Raw genomic sequence first — 18,225 nt, forward strand, 5'->3', positions numbered from 1 at the left:
CGCCACCGCGCACAGGCTGATCGGCCCGAGCGCGAACTCTCGAGAAGACCCGTCAGAGTGCAGTCACCACCGGCGCAAGCACCGTGGCCGCCTGCTGGAGGAGTTCGAACTCCTCGTCGGCGAGTGGCAGGCTGCGCATGTCGAAATGGGACAACGTCCCCCACAGGTGGCCGGACACGGGGTCGAGCATGGGCACGCTGTGATACGAGACCACGATGCCTCTCAGCGCATGGCCGAACAGGCGGGGGTCGGCGAGCGAGTTGTCGGTTCGGAAGGCGGCTTCCCTGACCACGTACTGGCAGTAGCTGCGGCTGAACGGAACGACGGCCAGGAACTCCGGCCGGATCCGACCCGCCTTGTCGTGCAGCAGGACGTTGTGGAGCAGCGGCCCGGCAAACCGGTAGACGGCGCTGAAGCGATGAGGTACGCCGTCATTGAGGTACGCGAGCGCCGCACCGGGACCCCGGTCCAACGCCTCCGCCACGGCATCGATAGTGCGCACGCACGTCATCTGATCATTGTGCTTCAACCACGAGACAGTTGCACCCTCCGCGTCTCCCCAGGCCTAGGGATGCGCGCTGCGCGCTTTGCCTACACACGGCGTCACGATTTCTCGCCAAAATTGCTGCATCGCAGCAAAGGAGGCCCCCATGCCGAGCAGGAAGAAGACGCCGGCGGAACGCATCTCGGTCACCGACCAGGTCGGGAAGCGGCACGTCGTCGTGAAATATGTCGATCTCGTCGACCCTGGCGCCGCGAGCGCGGAGCGCGAGCGGATGGAACAGGCCGAAACCGAATACCGGCTGACGACGGGCGCCAGCGTCAACAGGACCGGCGCCGATACCTTCGAGACGGCGGATGGACGCTTGCGGCTGAAGGCGCTGTGAGCGCTCGCGGCGCCAGAAAGAGAAAAGCCCTTGTAAGTCATTGACTCACAAGGGCTTCGATCTGGCGGAGTGGACGGGAAACCGCGGTCATTCAAAAAACTAGGCGCTTCGCTGGGAGATTCTTGAGAAGAATCTCTCATAGAAGCGTCGCTTTGTACACCGCAACGCGGCATATCCAGCGGGTATTCTAGGCAAGATTGCGCAGGGAGTGAGCGGATTTGCAAGTTGATCGAGCGCTGACGCATGTTGGGAAAGCTTATGTAGTCCGCCCCTCTTGCCGCGCGTCAACTGACACGAAAATGAGCACTGTTGAACGCCGGCCCTGACTTCGGCGATCGCTGCCCAGCGCGGTTCTCGATGCGCCCCTGGGCGCCCTAGGAAAACAAATTGGCGTGACCAAGCATGAAGCGCTCGGGCGTGCACAACAACCAGTTGGGCCGGGGTAAAGGCGAGCGGAACGTCGGCCGTCGCGACATTCTTGGCGCGAGCCAACTGACGCCGTGCGAGCCGCTATCGAACCGCCGGCCCGGACCGCTCAGGTCTCGGGCGACTGAGCAGGCCGTTCCGATCACTTCCCCCGGCGTTCCCCCGATTTCACGAGCGCAGATTGCCCCTCGGTGCGCCAAAGGCACTCAAGGCGCTCGGGCTTTCCAGCATGCCCCTCGAATGCCTGCGGGCGGCTGGGGCTGGACGTCGTGATTCCGGCTCGGCGATGGCCGCTCGCCATCGCGCTCGCGTTGCTCGCGGGCCTGTAGGGGGAACTGCGCAGCCTCGTCGCGGAGCGCCTCGAGGACCTGACGCCGATGCTTGCCTGCCAGGCTGGCGACCGTGTCGAGGGAACTTCACTGAAGCAGAATGTTCACCGCGTTCGTGGAGGCAGCAGAAGCTCTTGATGGCAGGCGAGCGAGCCGCTTTCGAGTTGCTGGTCCGGACTTCGCCGCCTGCTGGCCGCCGACGCAACCGATGACGCTCATGCGTTGCCGGTCCTGACTCCTCCCAAATTCGGCCGCTGCCGTGCAGGGACGGGGTCCGCCCAGCATCAGCAAGCTGGTACACGCCCGGAAATTCTCAGGCGTCTGGTCGTCCGGTCGATACCAGTTACCCCGGGGTAATGCCGTCGCCTAATCGAGCACCGCTGGGCGGGTTGACCCTGACGTTCAGTCCGGGCCTGTGCAGGAAAAATGCTGCTGCCTAGGTCGGCGTGCTTGGGTCGGCCGCCCTTCCGTGAAGGGTTCACAACCACCTGGAGGAGATTGCGATGCAGCTTGAAGACCCCCCAAACCCGCAACCCGTCGCAAAGTGGGACGATTGGGTGCCACCAACCGTGCCGCCGGTGCCCCAGGCTGGAAACATGGAAATCGTCGAGCGCTTTGTGGAAGCCGAACACGACGCGGTGATCCGCATCCTCATCAAGCATTGTGACAACCAGGTGTTCTTCTGGGAGCGTGAGGGTCACCTGAAACCCGACACCGCCGTGGCAGTTCCAGGCTGGATGCCCGTAGGCATTGGCATGTACGGAGTCAACGGAAATCCGGAGTTGAACATCCCGTTCGAGCCCAAGGTGAAGACTGCACGCCAAACCATCTGGATGCAGTTCATCAACTACATGGAGCCGCTGCACTTCGAGTGGGAAACCCACATCGACAGGGATACGCCTGGCAACCTCTACGGGAATGTTATTCGGAAGGACGGCCGCAACTTTCAGCTTTGGGCCGTCATCTATGTAACGCGCAAGCCGGACCCGAACGCCTGCAAGGCGCCCGCCTAAGCCTGGCGTCTTCCCGGTTTGATGATGGCCTTGCGCGCTCGGCTCCACCGGGCGTTTACACCGCCTTCGGGCGTGCCAAGGACCAGGCGAGAAGCATCACCACCATGTCATCGACTACAGGCAACAAGCGGCGCCCAAGGCGCCGTTTGTCTGTACGGGCCGCCGGCCGACGTCGGTCAGGTGCTGAAGGCGTAGCCCAAGGAAGGAGTACCACGCTGCCGCCGGAGCCGAGGCCTTGGCCGAAGACGTTCCATAGTGGGCCCTTGGATCCGCCCGGCAAGGAGAGCACCACAAATGCCGCGGACACCGCGCCGAGCCGCGCGCGCGGACAGACTAGAAATTACCCTTTGTCATCTGTCCAAGCTCTTCCGAGTACATCTCATCTGGGGGCTGGAAAAGCTCGAAGCGTTCGTAGAGCGGCGCAGTCAGGGCCTTAATCACGTCAGCGAAACGGTCGCGAATTACCTGCTTGGGAAACTGACCAGTGGTCTCAACAGTGTCATCTGCCGACTTGTACGCTGGAATGTAGCGTCGGTTGTTGTGCACGAACAACGCCCGCCCTTTTAGTCCAGTCCACCGGCAACGCACCAAGACGTCGAACTCGCCGCCCTCGATCACTTTTTCTCCCAACTCGACTACACGAAGCAAGTACTCGCCCAGTCGCCAGATCGGCAAGGTCGCCTCGAACAATTTGCCTGGGTTTCCCATCCCTTTGTGCGTGTCAACACTATCTTCCTGCAGGCCGCGAAGGACGAAGAAGTTGCCATCCCGATCGATTCGCCAAAAATCCGCGTGCCCGACGTCTGGATACGTAGCTTCGGCGAGCCATGCTTGCAGGCCGTCGTTGATGACTTGAGGTCGAGTTGCCTCTTGATGCAATGCGACGAACATCGGCCAGCCGGTGTATCGCCTCGCCCCTTCAATCGAAGTCAGAACCGTCTTGAATTCGACTTCCTTGGGTCCTCCGATGAGACGCGACGCGAACTCAAAGTTCCCATGTTCGATTCGCGCGGCGTGGTCTGCTGGCAAACTTGCGTTGAGACGCTCCCATTCCTGCCGACTAGCCAGAATGAAGTCAGCCAGCTTCTTGTCCTCAGGCGTCACCGCGTAGGCCAGTTCGCCGGGTTGCGGCACAAAGGCACGCAAAACCGCGACGATTTCCTCACGCTGGTTCATCACAGCTCGCCGAATTAGGAAGTCCCACTCGGCAGCGGTCACTGGTGCTCGGCTCTCCGGACCAGGAGCTCGTACGTAGTAAACATGCTGCTTCAGGGTGCCATTCGGAGTAGAGCTATCCGCTCGCACTGGCACACGGGACCTACCGGAAACCCGAACGAGCGGATAGTGTTCCCCTGTCTCGGGGTGTGCCTGCAGCGTGGTTTCAACGTGGAAGCTCGGCTCAGCCCTCTTTTTCACGATGGCGTTGATCGCATCCGTCAGATAGGACTCGAGACTCAAGGGACGAGCGGGATCCGGAACGAGGCGCTTGTCCGCGTCCTCCAAGTACCCGAAAAGCAGGAAACCGCCGCCATGGTTTTCTAGCGCAATCAACGCCTTTGCCACCAGCCCCTGTGCTTCGGGGTCGGTCAGATCCAGCCAGCGCTTGACTTCGAAATCCAATGTCTCATGAGGATTCAGAAGCCAATCCTCGAATCGGGAGTTGATGTCTTTGTTGAGCATTTTCAGTGGGCCGCGAGGCGCTTTCGAACACTCCGACCTCGAAGTTGCTGCGCCCCTACCTTCCTTTCAATGCGCCTGATTATGTTGGCAAGAGGTCATGGGTCTTTACGACCACATTTTCCGGCGCTGTTGACCAGCGCCTTCTATGCCTGACCGCTGATGAATAGAGCAGCATGCTCGCCGCGGGCGGCAAGGTCGATTCGACTTTTAGGCCGGACAGCGAGATGGTTCGGGGCCGAGGCTAAGCGGCACTTCGCGCCGGTCAGCCGGACGCCGCGATCTCTTACCCCGGGGTCGCTACCTAAGCCTAGTCGTTGCCCGTGACAGTTCATCGGTCGCGCTCACCCTCTCCACTGCCCCTCGCAGACGAATGCCGCGCTGTGAGGCAGAGCGAGCAAGGCTTCACCAAGCCCGTGAACCGCCTGATGGAGACCCTGAAGGACCGGAGCGAGCTCGACGTGACGCGGAACCCCTGCTCATGCCGGTCTACGATATGACGATCAAGACCTTTCAGCAGGCTCAGGACTTCATGGTGCCTGTTCAGATGGTGAGTTTGACGAGGCAGCCTCAAGCGACCGGGCAACTTTTTGCAGTCCAGGGCCGATGCAGAACGCCTGCAGAGCCCAGCCGTAGCCTCCTTCGAGTGAGCCGCAGCTGGACTGGTAGCGACTGACTGCGGCGCGCGTCGATGTACAGCCAGTTGGCGCGCGCCAAATGGAAGTTCTGAACGTGCCTTGGGACTTCTTACCCCGGGGTAAGTCACTGCGGGCACTCGCCGCCCCCAACAGCCCGTTCTTCGCGCTCCAACTGACGCTCATGGAATCGAACAGCCAGCCCTATTTCCGTCGGACCCTGGCCGCCGACTCACTAGGTCTCGCCGGGGCGCTGAACACGGCTTAGGGGCGCCAGTTCCCGCAAGCAACACCTCCGCGGCCAAGTCGCCTCCCCAACCCAAATCAGCCAGCCGCCCTGGAAGTAACTACGGTTCGCTTCAGGACGCGGCTGAGGACGCGGTAGCGCGACTGCACAAACGCCGACACCGCGACTCGCCGGGACTCTTTCTCTGGAATTGCGAATTTAGTCGACTATAGGTGTCCATCGACCCCATGGCATGGCAACCGCACGGGCTCGCGCTTGTCAACGGAGTGGCAATGGCACCGCGATGCCTTCAGGCCGTTCGCACGATCGCTGCCCTTCCCTCTTCCACTCTCCCCGAGTCCGCTATGGAAATGCTTTCGCCTGAAGGCGCATTCACCCCTCCGAGGCACCTACATTCACGGGACGGCTCGCTCCCCCATCCCACGCTGTCGGTTCGGCTTGCCTGCCGCATGCCAGGGCCGCTGCCGCGGCGAGCAGCTGCGGCTTCCTGCCATCGGGGGATCACACCTCCCCTCCAGAAGCCGCCACGCACGGGAGTCACCTTTGTGTCGCATCCGGCACGGAGCACCACCAGGCTGGAGAATCACGTCGGCTTTACCAGCGTCCCCAGGACGCCTGGTGTGATGTCGCTCCGCAGGAAGTAAAGCCCCCTTCGGGGTCGCATCTCTCAGGGCACCACCCCATCCGCCGCCACGCGGCGGTTGTCGCGAAGCGCGGGTCGCCTACTCGGGCCCCCACCTCGATTGAAGTGCACCACCCCTATCCCACTCATATCGAGGCGGGCGAACACGAAGGCCAGGTGCGCGCCCTGCTGACGTCGAGCCGGCAAAGTGGGGCTCTTTGCTGGAGGTTTTCTAGGCTTCCTGAAGAAGCCTGAAATACCTGAAGGCTCTGGCTTTTGCTACGCGCTTTCTGGCTTACGCTACACGCCCTCTGGCTTTTGCTACGCGGCTTCTGGCTTTTGCTACACGCGCCGGCCGCCAGGCACCCAGCCTCAAGACCGCCCTCTGGCTTTTGCTACACGCCCAAGGAGTCAGGCCGGCGCGGTGTTAGCCCTCCTGAACCGGTTCAACCGAGCCGCCACGCGCACCAAACGGTAGCGCCCGCCATGCGCATCGCGACTAGACAGGAAGCGCCCTTCACAAGGTTAATCCGAACCTACGACACCGCTCGACGGAGTCACTGGGCCAACATGATGGCCTCGCGATTCAGGGGTGGACCGATCGGCACTCAGGCGGAAAATCGGAACTGCCGGTGCAACTCCTTCGCCGTGCCCGGCGACAGGACTGCCGGTCGGCCAAAACGCTGAGCGGGTGCACGGTCTCGCTCGGCGCTGCGCGCTCGAGGAGAGCAACACTGCGCGCGCTGTCAAACGACATCGGAACTGGTCCCTCAGCTCAGCCGGTCGCAGTTCGGACGAGTCAATACGGGGGTCAGCTTGTCGTGTCGCCTCACATACCTGCCTCGGGCCCGCGAGTACGAGTTCCTCTCGTCATCCGCCGAGGCCCAACGGGTTCTCCACGCCATTTCGGTTCAAGTGTTCGACCGCTGGTGGACGCTCCGCGAGCTATCGTTTGAAGAGCAATCCGAGCATTGGGAGCGATACATTCCCGCCGTCTCAGAACACGTCGCAACGACGGGCGACCTCACCGTCGACGAGATGAGCTTCGCGACTTTTCGAGGCATAGTTGACATCAGCCGGCCGCTTCGAGCGTCGTGAAGCCCGCCACAACCATACATTCACAAGCACTTCCCGACACCCATGAAAATGTACATCCTTGTTCGCGACGATATTCCTCTGGGCTTTGCCATGGTCGCGGTTGCGCACGCGTCGCTTGCGGGGTATCTGAGATTTCAGGATGACCCCGACACCCGGACCTGGCTCGCCGGGCCATTCTTCAAAGCTGTCTGTAAAGCGAACGCCAAGGAGTTTGAGAACGCAAAGCAGGTGCCTGACCACGTAGTCCTCACTGAATCAGCATTGGACAACCGCGAAGTCGCCATAGTCTTCCGTCCCCGCGGCGAATGGCCAAAGATGTTCAAGTTCTTGCGTCTGTACAAAGACGCACCGCCTGGGCTGGGAAGCTCCTGACGGTCTGCCCCAGACAACTGACGCTGACCGATTGACGCCTACAGTCGGGCAGCCGTCGACCACTGCTCCGGTTCCTGGCGTGTGCGAACCAGCAGTTTCTAGCTGTCGGGCACTGGCCAACTACCCCAAAGGTAAATGCCGCGGTACGCGGCTCATCGCGCCGCTCTGTTGGCGCGTGCAAGCCGGCGGCTTTCGATCGCGCGTCATAGACCAACTACCCGGGGTAACTGCCGCGGTGCGAGGCTCGTCAAGCGACATCAGGAACTGGCCCTCATGTTTCCTCACGGCGCGCAGTGTTGCCGAACAGTCAGGGGTTCGCGCTGCAGTTATTGCGCTGCATGAGCAACTGCACGATGTCAGGCGGTCGTCAACGCGAAGCGTTGTCCACGGCCCGACCTGCCGGCACACGTGATTCCTTACCCCGGGGTAAGTCCCGTGTGGTTGTACCGCTCGCTGGAAGTTGGAAGGCCTGCCACCCGAGCGAAACTGCGATGCCCTCAGGGGCGCACGTTCAGAAGTCGCGAACTGGCCGCGATGAAGGTCACGACCGCGCGGCCGCTTTGCGTATGTTCGCGGCGCTGAGCTTGTCATCGAGCTTTCGTAGCACTTCGTCCGATTCGACGAAGCGGCCAGTCTGCTTGGAGCGCGCAAGAGATTGCAGGCCGCGGGCAACGAATTCGGCTTGATTTCGTCGTTGACGAACGGCGCTTCTCACTGCCGCCTCCACGAATTCTGACACCGATTCGCCTTCGCTGAGCAGCTTCTCGACTTCCTCGAGCAACTCCGGCTCAACTCGTACGGATGGGATGTCTCGGATTTCAATACCCGATGGTAAGTCGCATTGACGCATAAGGAGACAAGCGCAGGATTCGGATGATCCTGCAGGGTCAGACCAAGCGACGAGGCGTTGCGCCAGCCAATTTCGGAACGGAACTCTCGCCACGCCCGATCAGTCAAATCTTCGCGGTCTAGCGGCTCAATTCGTCAATGCTAAGGTGCGTGCCGTCCGGTGCCTTGAGCATTCCAGCCAAGCTCAGGATTGACCTAGTCTTCGCCCGGACAACGACGGTCCCGTCCGACAAGACACTCCATGAGAGCCGGGTTCCTGGCTTCGCGCCCATCCGTGCGCGAACGTCTGCGGGAACGGTCGTCCGGCCTTTAGCAGAAATAGTGGATTGAGACATGGCAGTTCCTCGCATCTCGGGAATGGTACGGCACAAATGCCTTGCATCCGTGTTCTGCCCAGCCAGGCGAGGCGGGACGACACACCCAAGCTGATCCATGGATTTCGGATGGATGCTAGGCTGCCTGCGCCGCCTTCGATGGCATGGCAGTCGCGATATCGGTAGCGTCGACCAGGCACTTTAGGAACTTGATCGCCTTCTCTAGCTCCTCCTTCTTAATCAGATGTGGCGGCGGGTCTCCGATGACCAACGCCTTCGATCGATGTACAGCGTCACCGCGCTTCTTGATCAAGGCATCGAGGTCAGTCCGGACACGGTCGGAGTCATAGTTGTTCCACTTCCAGCCCACGAAAACGTCGACGTCCAGGTAGTCCAAGAACAGCTTGCGCGTTTTCTCGGAGTTGGGGTTGTTGAACTGCTTCAAGGTGAGCTTTAGCTGCTTCAGCAAGAACTGACTCTCGAACCTGTCGTGGGCAATCCCCAGCCGCAGATGTACCGCCTCCTGAACCCGGTCCTCAACGTAGGTCTCCCACGCCGTGCAAGCCATGATCAGGCCGGCGCGCTTGAGCACTTCGGCGTTGGGCGGCGGTGGCTTCGTGTTGATGGCATTGAAGTGGCCGAGGAGTTCGATGGCATCCACGATCGAACTGTCGAACGTTGCTCGGGCTGTGGCTTGTGGCATGGGCGAATCGTGAAGGAGGACGACAGAAACTATGGATCAATCGACCCTGGGAGCGCGGGCGACCGGGCTGATATCAACTCGACAGCATCCCGCGGAATGACCCGCGCACGCTTCAGCTTCGCGTCGAAGATAGCGATGTGCGATGAGGAGCCGTCGAGCACAAACCCTAAGCCAAGTGACTCGCCGCCCTTCTTCAGCTCGACGCATGGATGCTTGGACTTGTCGCACCCCTTCTGGAATTCGAGAGCTTCCCGTTCGGCATGCGCCTTGCCATTGGCTCCGCCAACAGCATCAGGCATGACCATGACTGCCGTCCATGCGATGAGCAGGAACGGGATGACTGCGGCGACTAAAAAGGTGCCCGCGAGGTAGCGCGCAAGACGCTGCGCCCAGGCAGGACGCTTGGCAACCCACTTCGACACAGTCCCGGAACCCGCCTCCGTGGGCGACAGTAGAACGAAGAGGTAAAGCGCGACGCCTACTGCCCCGACAGCCCACCACCCCAAATTGGCCAAGATCCCAAGAAAGGCTAGAGCCGACTGATTCACCAACCCGTAGTAGCCGTTGATCAGCACCAGGTCGGTCGATTTGGGGAAGACGCCCGCATCGATGCCCCAGTACTGAAGATAAGCCCGATGCGAGGCATTGCCTACGACGTGCAGAGTGACGGTGCCCACGGCAACGAGTGCCGTCAAGATGCTCAGCACGCTGGCCAAGCTTGGGCGGTGGACGCGACGTGGCGTCTGTGGTTCTTCCAATGACATCCGCCGAATGTAGCGCCGCCCTGCTCCAGCGACAGCAGCGTCGGCCCGCCTAACCCCCGATACGCACGGTTTCGTTCGCGGCCATAGAAGAGCACCCCGTTCAGGGTTTACCTGAGCCATCTCAATACTTAATGAATTTGGCAGGGGTCTTGGAGCCTCCATCGACTCAATTTCACTTATACGCATGCTTCACGGACAACGAGGTCTATAAAGTGGCAGAGAAAGGTAACGAGCGAACGTACTTGGCATATCGCAAATTAACTGTAATACACAGCATTTTACTCAACTACTCGGTTGCGTCGCACCGCCTTCCGAGCAAAAATAAATGCTCCATTTTCTTGAAAGGCGATCAAAAATGAACGAGCTAGTCGTAAAGCCGAAAGTGCGTCAAATGAGTCACGCACCCTCATCATCGCCCGCAAAATTCTCGGGATTTTCAAAATCTCGGTGTTATTGCCCGACTTGGCTTTCGACGAGCAAGAGCGGACACACCCAGCTTACCGACCCCTCAACACAGAACATCAATTGCGGAGGGCATCGACTAATTTACAGACTGCTTGTGGGGAAAATTCGGCCGAGGCTAGGCGTTGATGCTTCATTTGTCTTGCATAGATGCGGAAATGCTTCGTGCATCAATCCCTATCACCTCTATTTGGGAGATAAAGAACAGAACGACCGCGACGCTCGGCTGCACCGTGGCGATAGGCGATTTAAATTGTCGATATCAGATATTAAAGAAATCGAAAATTCCCGGAAAAGCACGAAAGAGCTAAGTCTTCAATTTGGCGTACACCATCAAACGATTGCCGCACTCCGACGGGGTCATTACCCATACTGACCCTATTTGGCAACAGCCAAGATGTTTAGGGCAAGCACCAGAAAGTCTACCGACGGATAATAGACCTGCAAGCGGCGCCTCCAGAAGGCCTAACCTTCTATGATTGGACCGCCCCATCACAATCGCTCTCCCCATGCACGCATACACCGTCTTGGCGTTGGATTTGGAAGGTACGCTGATTTCAAATGCGGTCTCCCAGATCAGCCGTCCTGGTCTCAATGGATTTCTTACGCGGTGTCGCGAGCTCTTTCCGCGCGTAGTCATTTTCACCACCGTTTCAGAGCACCGCTTCCGAGAAGTCGCCAGGTTGCTGGTCGAGGAGGGGCAAGCGCCCGCATGGTTTGCCGAATTGGAGTATGTCTCTTGGGCCGGGCGTACCAAGGACCTCGCCTTCATCCAAGGAGCCGAGGTGGACGAGACGCTCCTAGTCGACGACTTTGAGGCGTACGTCCATCCTGGCCAACAGGAGCGATGGGTGCGCGCTGAGCATTTCGACTACCCATACCCCGACACGGACTCTGGTCTCGCCGAGGTGTTGAAAGTGCTCGAGCAAAAGCTCGGACAAGGGGCCAAGCGCTGAGGGAATCGAAATAGCGCGCGCCCCAACGGAGCACACGCCCGGCGCATTCCGACCACACAAGGAACGCAATTCGCCAGATCAATCGGGACCATGGACACGGCTCGACGGAAGAGCCCTCCGGCACTATGTCCAAAACCCCGGACTGCTAATCCGTAGGTCCCTGGTTCGAGCCCAGGTAGAGGAGCCACTACAAGAAGCATAGGCACAAAGGGTTCAAGGGTTCTGCTACTAATCGGTAGCAGGACCCTTTTTCATTCCAGCCCGTGTCCACCTTTGTGTCCACCTTCGGCCGTGTCCACATTTGTCTGCTGGTGACTACAGCTTACTGATCCGGGCCGTACCGGATCAAAAACGGCAGCCCTGACGGAGGACCGGCCGGCTGATCGTCGTCCTGCCGCCTGGGCCGTCAGCCCTCCTCCGCATCGTCGCCGTTCAGGGCGCGGGCGCGGTCGGGTCGATACAGCGGATGTGTTCGCCGGTCGAGGGGTTCGGCGGCGTCGCGCGGACGCGATCCCAGACCATGTCGGCGGTCAGGCGCCCGTCGCGCTGCCCCCGCCTGTAATGGACGTGCTGACCCTCGACCCAATGGTTGCCCGCCTCGGCCTGATCGCGCTGCGTGAAATACAGCAGATGCCATGTCGGCAGGTCGGGAGCGGTCAGCATGCAGGCTTGCAGCTTGGTGCGCTTGTCGAACATCGCGGCGAGCTTGCCTGCGAACTTCTTCCCGTCCTTCGCCTGCACCTCGCCGTCGCGCAGTGCCGCGATCAGCGCTAGGTCCTTGGAGGTGAAACGGAAGTCATCCGGCTTGTGGTCGACCACGTGGGTACGGCATTCGTAGGACACAAGCTGCTTACACCAGCCCAGGACGATGAAGCCGTTGACATCGCTGTAGGTCACGACCATGTCGTCGCAACGGCGGCGGACCTCCTTGTCCGGGGCGTTGACGAGATCGAACAGCGCCTGCGGCCGGGCGTCAACGGATCATGTCGCGGACGTGGGGCATGGTCGGATCAGTCCGGTGGGCGCGTCATGGGCGCGACGACGGCGCGCTGACCGGCGCGGCCTGCGCGGTCGGCTGCTGCTGAATCAGCGGCGGCGCGACCGGGGGCGCGGCGGCGATCGACGGTGACGGCGACGGCGACGGCGACGGCGGGAAGATCACCCCCCAGGCGCTGATGATCCCCGTCAGGGCGGCCACGGCCGCCAGGAACAGCATCCACCTATTGCCTGTCCTGCCCGCCTGCGCCTCCTTGCGGAGCGCCTCCAGCGCGGCGACGGTCCGCTGCTCGGCGTCCTCGGTCGCCCTGATGCGCCGCCGGGCCGCGCGCATTTCCTCGACCAGATGATGCATCGAGTCGGTCGGCGCGATCACCGTCGGCGGGTCTTCAATGGTGCGCTTCGCCGCGCGGATTTTTTCCTGCCAGTCGATTTTCTGGTCAGCCCCGCGCGCGGCGTCGGCGATGGTTGTCGCGGGCCGGTCCGGAGCCGCTCGGTCGGCCTGATCGAACAGGTCGGCGAGGGATAGGTTCTTCTTCGGCGGGTCGGTCGCGTCGGTCATGCGCCCGATCGTAGCCGGGCGGGCGCGGTGATTCCCGTAGTACGTCAAACAGGTCGATCACGGACAGCACCGCCGCCCCGCGCCGCCGCCGTCAGCAGCGCACGCGATGGGTCGGGCCGTGCGTGTCGACGGCCGTGCACGGCACCCAGCGCGCGTGCGGACCCGGCGGGGGTGAACTTACCGCCGGATGACAGCCGTCCTGCCTGCAGGTCCCTCGCAGACGGCCCGGTAGACGCCGTCGGCGCACCTGACATGACCGGCCGGGTGCACGACGGCAGCGCCCGCGACGGGCGGACGCACCACCGCAGTCTCAGCGGGATGCGTCACAGCCGCCCCGTGAGGACCGACACAGCCGGCACGATGGCGGCCTTCAACGCACTCGACAGCGGATGCACTGGTGGCGCCCAGCGCGAGGAGACAGCCGGCAGCGGCCAGGGACAGGATGCGGTTCGTCATGGCGGGATTTCCTTCGGGGGGGGCGTGGACGGCGATCGTCTAACAGTGGCTCCCCGTCCCATTAAACGCCCGCCATGACTCGCTGCGTGTGACAGATTTCGACGCTATGCGCAGGCAGGCACGCAGGGCCGGCGCTCAGGCCCCATCAGCCCGCCCCAGGACCGCCGCCGTCAGCAGGGCGCGGGCCAGCCGGATCAGGTCGCGCGCGGGGGACGTAGGCGCCCGCCGTCCGCGCCTTCAGTAACCACTGACTGATCGGTCAGGCCGTCCCGAGGCACCGTCGAAGTTCCTATTTCTAGGAGGCACTGACATGACCAACGACGAAACAAGAGACATCCCGCCCGACGACAGGCGGATCGACCTCGATGACATGTATGACGTTCGCTCGTGGATGTTCAGCCTCGGATGCAGCGAGGCAGAGTTGCGGCTTGCTGTTCGCGACGCCGGGGAAAGGGCCGAGGACGTGCGCGCCTACCTCTACAGGAGAAAGTGACCATGTCCGACTTCCGCAACGCCAAGGACGACGCCGACACTGCGCGCCTGCTCGAATCGATGCGGGGCCTGCCCCGGAAGCCTGCCAAGCGGGCGGCGCCTGCGCGGCCGGCGAAGGCGGCCAAGAAGCCGAAGGAGCGAGCGGCCTAGGTCCCGCATGACCGGGCCGCGATCGCCGCCTGCTGTGCCTTGTAGCCCATCTCCAGCGTCTCGATCAGGTCGTCAGCGATGCCCCAGCCGATGTTGTGCACGAAGGGCATGCGCCTCCCGAGGTAGTGTCTGCTGACAGCATCCAGGACCGCCTCGATCGCGCCGAGGGCCTCTGTGATTTGATTGTGGCTGCCCATCGTCACGCCCAGCGAATCCGGGCTCAGCGCGACCAGCAGATCGCGGTGCTCGAGGACCTTGTTGCGGGCGGGCTGCGCGAACCTGCACGCGGCCACGGCGGTCTTGACCAGCGCCTCTATCCCCGGCCGGGCGGCGGCGTCGACCAGGGCCGGCAGGCGCTGAATCGTCAGGTTGTGAAATTCGCTGCCGTTGATTCGGGTGACCGCCGGACCGGCGATGCGGGTCATGTGCAACAGGATCTCCGACCACAGCGTGTCGAAGATCATCTTGAAAAATACCGGAGCGATCTGATTCAGGAAGTCGATGCGTTCGCGCGTCGTCCCGAACAGCGTCTGGTATTCGCTGAGGTAGTAGCCGAGGGCCGCGACCTCGCCGTCCAGCAGGTCGTACTCGGCCTGCAGCGCCGGGGGCATCTGCGGCGTCGCGGCGGTCGTCATTTGCCCGGTCCCTCCTGCGGCTTGGGGTTCAGCGGGGCTGGCGCTGCCGCGATCGGTGGTGCCGTTGCCGTTGCTGCCGGCGATGACGGCGGCAGCTTTACGGCCTCCGTCGTCATCGCGATCGAGGGCGGCGTGCTGGAGGTCAGCATGAGGGCGATGACGATCCACGCGGCAGCGATGACGCCGAGCCCGAGCTGCACGAAGCCGAGGGTCGTCGCGCCCACGGACAGGCTCATCATTTTCTTGCTCGCATACGCGACGCCCTCGGTCCGCGCGCGCTCCAGGCCGGGCGCCAACCACCGCGCGACGATCGCCGGATAGGCCGCTGACATCGCCGCGACGAACTGCTTCTTTTCCTCGACGGTCAGTTGCAGCTTCGGGTCCTGCGCGGCTTTGCCCGCCGCGATCATGGCCTGCGCCCGGATCGTCTTCCACTTCTGCCATGCGTTCAGCAGGACCGAGATGATGAACAGCGTCAGGACGGCGATGACGGTCGAACGGTTGGTCAGCTCCACCGCCCTGTCGTAGTTCGACACTGCGAGGCCAGCGACAGCGGCGAACGCCGCGATGATCCAGGCGGCGTACGTGTCCCATTTCTCAGTCACCACGCCCGCCGTCGCGCACAGCAGCGCGTGGACCTCCGTCGGCAGGTCAGGCCGGGGCGGCGGCGCGGCAGGGGGCGGCGGCTGAGGGACGCGCGCGACGGGCGCGCGGTAGGCGACGGAAAGGCACCCGGCGCGGTAGTAGGGCGACGTGAATCCACCCCTGTTCATCCGGCGATCCCGCTTCTGCGCTTGAACAGCAACGTCACAGCGCGGCCATCGATCGCCATGACGTTCACGGCTGGCTCGTGATCGCCGAACAGGTCCGCATGCAAGGCCTTCGGCACGTCCAGCACCTTGAAGCCGAGCCCGATGCCCTGACGATTTCGCAGATAGTAGTTGATCGAATCCCAATGGTCGGTGGTCCACGACTCGACGCGCTGCTTCTTGTCCATGCTATCTAGAGCATCGTGCGGCATCCAGACGGTGACCTCGTACAGCCCGGCGGCGCGCGGTCGCAGCGGCGGGTCGGGGTCTTGCCGCACAGCCTCGTGGAACTTCGGGACAGCGAGCGTCGGGGCGTCGCCGTCAAGCGGCAGGTCGAGTTCAACGGAGTATTCGTATGCCTCGCCGTCGGCCACCAAGCCGTTAAGGATGACCGCGTCGCAGGTGGTCTCCGGCGCGTCCTGATGACCGAGCCGGGCGAGCGACGCGCGGAATAGCACGGCAAGGTCCCTCGCAAGATGCCCGACCTTGGCCTCGCCGACGTAGACCGCGGCCGCGTTCGCGTCATGCGGGTTCAGCGCCTCCGGCACCAATCGCGCAGTGCAGAACATCATCGCGGCCTTGCCGGGCTCGTTGCGCGCCATGCGCGCGATGCCCTCGCGGTAGTACGACTCATCGACGGCTGCGACGGCGAACATGCCGGTGCCGGGCCAATGAAGGGATTCAACAGCGGGCGCCGCCGGGGCCGGGGCCGGGGCCGGAGCCGGGGCAGCCGCTGCGGCTGTGGCTGCGGCCGGACGCTTGGGCTGGAACAGGTGCTTGATCGCGCCGAACATCAGCTCAGCCTTGCGCCGTCGGGCCGAGCGGCCCTACCGGCGCCGCGTCCTCGCCGGGCCCGCGCGGGCCGATGCGTTTGTCGTGGACCAACCGCAGCAGCGCGACAAAGTGCACGGGGTCGGGTTCGTCGATCCAGACGGATAGGTGGCGTAGATGGTTCATCGTTGGGTCTTAGACGGCAAGCACCTTCGCCTTGTCCCACGTATCGGAGTACGCGGCGATTTTCCGCTGCGCGATATCGGGGTTGCTGCGCTCGATGGCGCCGGGCGACCGCCGGGCGAAATCCTTCAAGGACTGCGTCAGATTCCAGACGGTCACCGCGTCGACGATCACCAGTCGGTCATGCAGGCTTCGGGCAGCAGCGACCCGAACCTCGATGGGACGGGTCGGATGATCTGAAAGCCACCGCGTCGCTGCAGGCGCGAGATTGGGCTGCAGGTCCTGTTCATCGGCTAGCAGGCGCACCCTCACGCCTTCCGGGGCGAGGCTTACAAAGTCGGTCAGCGTTATGGCATCCACGTAGGGATCAACAATCAGCACGTCGCCCCTCGCGTCGCGAAGAATCGCCGACATCGCGGCCACGACATCGAACGTCGTCTGGGTGCCGATGAAGGCCCCCTGCGCGCCTTGCGGTGCCTGCAGTTCGGCCGCTGCGAGTTCAGCGTAGACCACCGCCGCGATCTGCTGCACGTTCATGTCGTGGAGCGGCCCGTAAAGATGATGCGACGCGACCGTGATCGTGCTGACCGCCGTGCGATTGATCCCCGCGTCAACGAGCGCGACAGCCCGCCCCAGCCATGCACGGTCGTCAGGCGTCGCGGGTCCTGCAAATGCGGGCATTTCCTTGACCAACGCCTTCAGACGTTCGTACCGCTCACCTGGCTGCATGTCACGCTCCTCCTCGTTTTGATTTCGATATTATGTGGCACTGTATATCCAACCAGTACCATCTAGGCATGCGGGTCAGGATGAAACGGCGATTTCGGTACGGCGTGAAGCGCGGACAGCGACTTTCACGCGCAGCCCTGGGTCGCCGGCATGCTCACGCTGCAGCCGCAACCCGAGCGCCTGTTCCTGTGCCAGTCGACGCCCGGGCACCTGCCGCCGCCGTTCGGCATCCTGCACCGGCCCACGCTGAAGACCTTCTACAACGACACGATCAGTTTCGCGGGCCTGGAAAAGGACGGCGAGCAGTGGTGCGCGCAGGTGTGGTTCTGTCAGGTCGGCCAGGGCTACGGTGGCGAATAGCGTGCGGCACCGGCGCCGTCAGCAGGGCGTGCGTCAGGCGCAGCAGGCTATGGGCGATTGCCGGGTCGAGCCGGCCACCTGATCCCCTGAGCGTCAGCCAGTTCACTCACAAGGACTAACGCGCCCTGATCGATACGCCCCATGGGCGTGCGGGCGCAATAGGAATCGAGCCATGCAGGTATCGCCGTGCCGGCCGGCGGGGTCAGCGTGTGCAGCGTCGGACTGGCGACGGTGATGCCGCTTAACAGTCCCCAGATGTACACGCGCGGCACGGTGTCCATCCCCGACCCCGGTGATCGACGCGCCTCGACCCAGGTGCCGCACTGCACGGCCTCGTCCGACGGAATGATGCCCGCGCTTGCATAGAAGGGCTGGGCGGATACAAGACAGGACACGACCCCGAACGGTGCAAGCAACGCGCCGCAGATCAGGTGATTCATCGATCTGTTTGCGCGCATCGCAATCAGCCCACCGGGGCCGCGTCCTCGTCCTCGTCCTCGCCCGGCGCGCGGGGGCCGATTCGCTCGTCATCGACCAGTTGGTAGAGCGCGACCGTTCCGGCCTCGAAGGCGTCGGTCCACGAGGCGAACGACTCCTCGCTCGCCTCGACCTCCGTCCAGACCGTCGCGTCCTCGGTCGACTCATGCAGGACCCAGTGGAAATGCCCCGGATCGGGCTCGTCGACGAAGACGCTGATGTGGCGGAGGTGGGTCATGCCGCAGATAGTA

The 18,225-nt window shown here is 62.7% G+C and carries 22 protein-coding genes; 7 read left to right on the top strand and 15 right to left on the bottom strand.

From position 1 onward, the window contains the following. Nucleotides 1-52: 52 nt before the first annotated feature. Nucleotides 53-502 carry a GAF domain-containing protein gene (locus QTI68_RS17515; protein WP_286523077.1) on the bottom strand — a complete coding sequence of 150 codons (450 nt, stop codon included), beginning with the start codon at nt 500-502 and terminating at the stop codon, nt 53-55. A gap of 148 nt (nt 503-650) precedes the next feature. Here QTI68_RS17515 and QTI68_RS17520 point away from each other — a divergent pair, with 148 nt between their 5' ends. Then, complete coding sequence (locus tag QTI68_RS17520) at nt 651-887, top strand: hypothetical protein (protein ID WP_286523079.1); 237 nt, start codon at nt 651-653, stop codon at nt 885-887. A 1,258-nt stretch (nt 888-2,145) separates the two neighbouring features. Beyond that, nucleotides 2,146-2,655, top strand: a complete 510-nt coding sequence (locus tag QTI68_RS17525; RefSeq protein ID WP_286523080.1) for a hypothetical protein — start codon at nt 2,146-2,148, stop codon at nt 2,653-2,655. A gap of 333 nt (nt 2,656-2,988) precedes the next feature. Here QTI68_RS17525 and QTI68_RS17530 read toward each other — a convergent pair whose 3' ends face one another. Next, the gene (locus QTI68_RS17530; RefSeq protein WP_286523081.1) at nt 2,989-4,335 is read right to left on the bottom strand and encodes an AlbA family DNA-binding domain-containing protein; all 1,347 of its coding nucleotides are present in this window, start codon (nt 4,333-4,335) and stop codon (nt 2,989-2,991) included. Nucleotides 4,336-6,976: 2,641 nt separating this feature from the next. Between QTI68_RS17530 and QTI68_RS17535 the strand changes: the two genes are divergently transcribed. Further along, nucleotides 6,977-7,306, top strand: a complete 330-nt coding sequence (locus tag QTI68_RS17535) for an aminoacyl-tRNA hydrolase (RefSeq protein WP_286523082.1) — start codon at nt 6,977-6,979, stop codon at nt 7,304-7,306. 541 nt (nt 7,307-7,847) lie between these two features. Here the strand turns inward: QTI68_RS17535 and QTI68_RS17540 are convergent. From QTI68_RS17540 to QTI68_RS17555, 4 genes are all read right to left on the bottom strand, one after another. Further along, entirely contained in the window at nt 7,848-8,156 is a 309-nt protein-coding gene (locus QTI68_RS17540; RefSeq protein WP_286523083.1) for a YlcI/YnfO family protein, read from the bottom strand. 118 nt (nt 8,157-8,274) lie between these two features. Then, entirely contained in the window at nt 8,275-8,589 is a 315-nt protein-coding gene (locus tag QTI68_RS17545; RefSeq protein WP_353506429.1) for an AbrB/MazE/SpoVT family DNA-binding domain-containing protein, read from the bottom strand. A gap of 16 nt (nt 8,590-8,605) precedes the next feature. Next, nucleotides 8,606-9,172 (bottom strand): HEPN domain-containing protein, encoded by a 567-nt coding sequence (locus QTI68_RS17550; RefSeq protein ID WP_286523086.1) that lies wholly within the window; start codon nt 9,170-9,172, stop codon nt 8,606-8,608. Between the two features lie 29 nt (nt 9,173-9,201). Next, entirely contained in the window at nt 9,202-9,867 is a 666-nt protein-coding gene (locus tag QTI68_RS17555; RefSeq protein WP_286523087.1) for a hypothetical protein, read from the bottom strand. A 1,040-nt stretch (nt 9,868-10,907) separates the two neighbouring features. Between QTI68_RS17555 and QTI68_RS17560 the strand changes: the two genes are divergently transcribed. Continuing rightward, the gene (locus QTI68_RS17560) at nt 10,908-11,354 is read left to right on the top strand and encodes an NIF family HAD-type phosphatase (protein ID WP_286523088.1); all 447 of its coding nucleotides are present in this window, start codon (nt 10,908-10,910) and stop codon (nt 11,352-11,354) included. A gap of 432 nt (nt 11,355-11,786) precedes the next feature. Here the strand turns inward: QTI68_RS17560 and QTI68_RS17565 are convergent, their stop codons facing one another. Both QTI68_RS17565 and QTI68_RS17570 read right to left on the bottom strand, forming a co-directional pair. Further along, entirely contained in the window at nt 11,787-12,251 is a 465-nt protein-coding gene (locus QTI68_RS17565) for a hypothetical protein (protein ID WP_286523089.1), read from the bottom strand. A gap of 130 nt (nt 12,252-12,381) precedes the next feature. Further along, entirely contained in the window at nt 12,382-12,912 is a 531-nt protein-coding gene (locus QTI68_RS17570; RefSeq protein ID WP_286523091.1) for a hypothetical protein, read from the bottom strand. Nucleotides 12,913-13,678: 766 nt separating this feature from the next. Here QTI68_RS17570 and QTI68_RS17575 point away from each other — a divergent pair. Both QTI68_RS17575 and QTI68_RS17580 read left to right on the top strand, forming a co-directional pair. After that, on the top strand, nt 13,679-13,861 hold the full coding sequence (locus tag QTI68_RS17575) for a DUF3606 domain-containing protein (protein ID WP_286523094.1): 183 nt from the start codon (nt 13,679-13,681) through the stop codon (nt 13,859-13,861). Nucleotides 13,862-13,863: 2 nt separating this feature from the next. Then, a complete protein-coding gene (locus QTI68_RS17580; RefSeq protein ID WP_286523096.1) occupies nt 13,864-14,010 on the top strand; it encodes a hypothetical protein in 147 nt (48 codons plus the stop codon). Here QTI68_RS17580 and QTI68_RS17585 read toward each other — a convergent pair. From QTI68_RS17585 to QTI68_RS17605, 5 genes are read right to left on the bottom strand one after another with little or no spacing between them, the layout of a single operon-like run. Next, a complete protein-coding gene (locus QTI68_RS17585; protein WP_286523098.1) occupies nt 14,007-14,645 on the bottom strand; it encodes an AbiU2 domain-containing protein in 639 nt (212 codons plus the stop codon). The two genes, QTI68_RS17580 and QTI68_RS17585, sit on opposite strands and share 4 nt — an antisense overlap. Then, a complete protein-coding gene (locus QTI68_RS17590) occupies nt 14,642-15,418 on the bottom strand; it encodes a hypothetical protein (protein ID WP_286523099.1) in 777 nt (258 codons plus the stop codon). The genes QTI68_RS17585 and QTI68_RS17590 overlap by 4 nt, the downstream gene beginning before the upstream one ends. Further along, the gene (locus tag QTI68_RS17595) at nt 15,415-16,248 is read right to left on the bottom strand and encodes a hypothetical protein (RefSeq protein ID WP_286523100.1); all 834 of its coding nucleotides are present in this window, start codon (nt 16,246-16,248) and stop codon (nt 15,415-15,417) included. The genes QTI68_RS17590 and QTI68_RS17595 overlap by 4 nt, the downstream gene beginning before the upstream one ends. A gap of 4 nt (nt 16,249-16,252) precedes the next feature. Beyond that, nucleotides 16,253-16,411: a hypothetical protein gene (locus tag QTI68_RS17600; protein ID WP_286523102.1), complete on the bottom strand. Its 159-nt coding sequence runs from the start codon at nt 16,409-16,411 to the stop codon at nt 16,253-16,255. Between the two features lie 9 nt (nt 16,412-16,420). After that, nucleotides 16,421-17,137 (bottom strand): phospholipase D-like domain-containing protein, encoded by a 717-nt coding sequence (locus tag QTI68_RS17605; RefSeq protein ID WP_286523103.1) that lies wholly within the window; start codon nt 17,135-17,137, stop codon nt 16,421-16,423. Between the two features lie 150 nt (nt 17,138-17,287). On the opposite strand from QTI68_RS17605, the gene QTI68_RS17610 reads away from it, so the two are divergent. Then, on the top strand, nt 17,288-17,497 hold the full coding sequence (locus QTI68_RS17610; RefSeq protein ID WP_286523105.1) for a hypothetical protein: 210 nt from the start codon (nt 17,288-17,290) through the stop codon (nt 17,495-17,497). A 47-nt stretch (nt 17,498-17,544) separates the two neighbouring features. Here QTI68_RS17610 and QTI68_RS17615 read toward each other — a convergent pair whose 3' ends face one another. Together QTI68_RS17615 and QTI68_RS17620 are read right to left on the bottom strand one after the other, a co-directional pair. Then, nucleotides 17,545-17,937 carry a hypothetical protein gene (locus QTI68_RS17615; RefSeq protein WP_286523106.1) on the bottom strand — a complete coding sequence of 131 codons (393 nt, stop codon included), beginning with the start codon at nt 17,935-17,937 and terminating at the stop codon, nt 17,545-17,547. A 23-nt stretch (nt 17,938-17,960) separates the two neighbouring features. Then, on the bottom strand, nt 17,961-18,212 hold the full coding sequence (locus tag QTI68_RS17620) for a hypothetical protein (protein WP_286523107.1): 252 nt from the start codon (nt 18,210-18,212) through the stop codon (nt 17,961-17,963). Between the last annotated feature and the right edge of the window lie 13 nt (nt 18,213-18,225).

The organism is Variovorax sp. J31P207 (assembly GCF_030316965.1).
In the GTDB taxonomy this organism is placed as follows: domain Bacteria; phylum Pseudomonadota; class Gammaproteobacteria; order Burkholderiales; family Burkholderiaceae_C; genus Variovorax; species Variovorax ginsengisoli_B.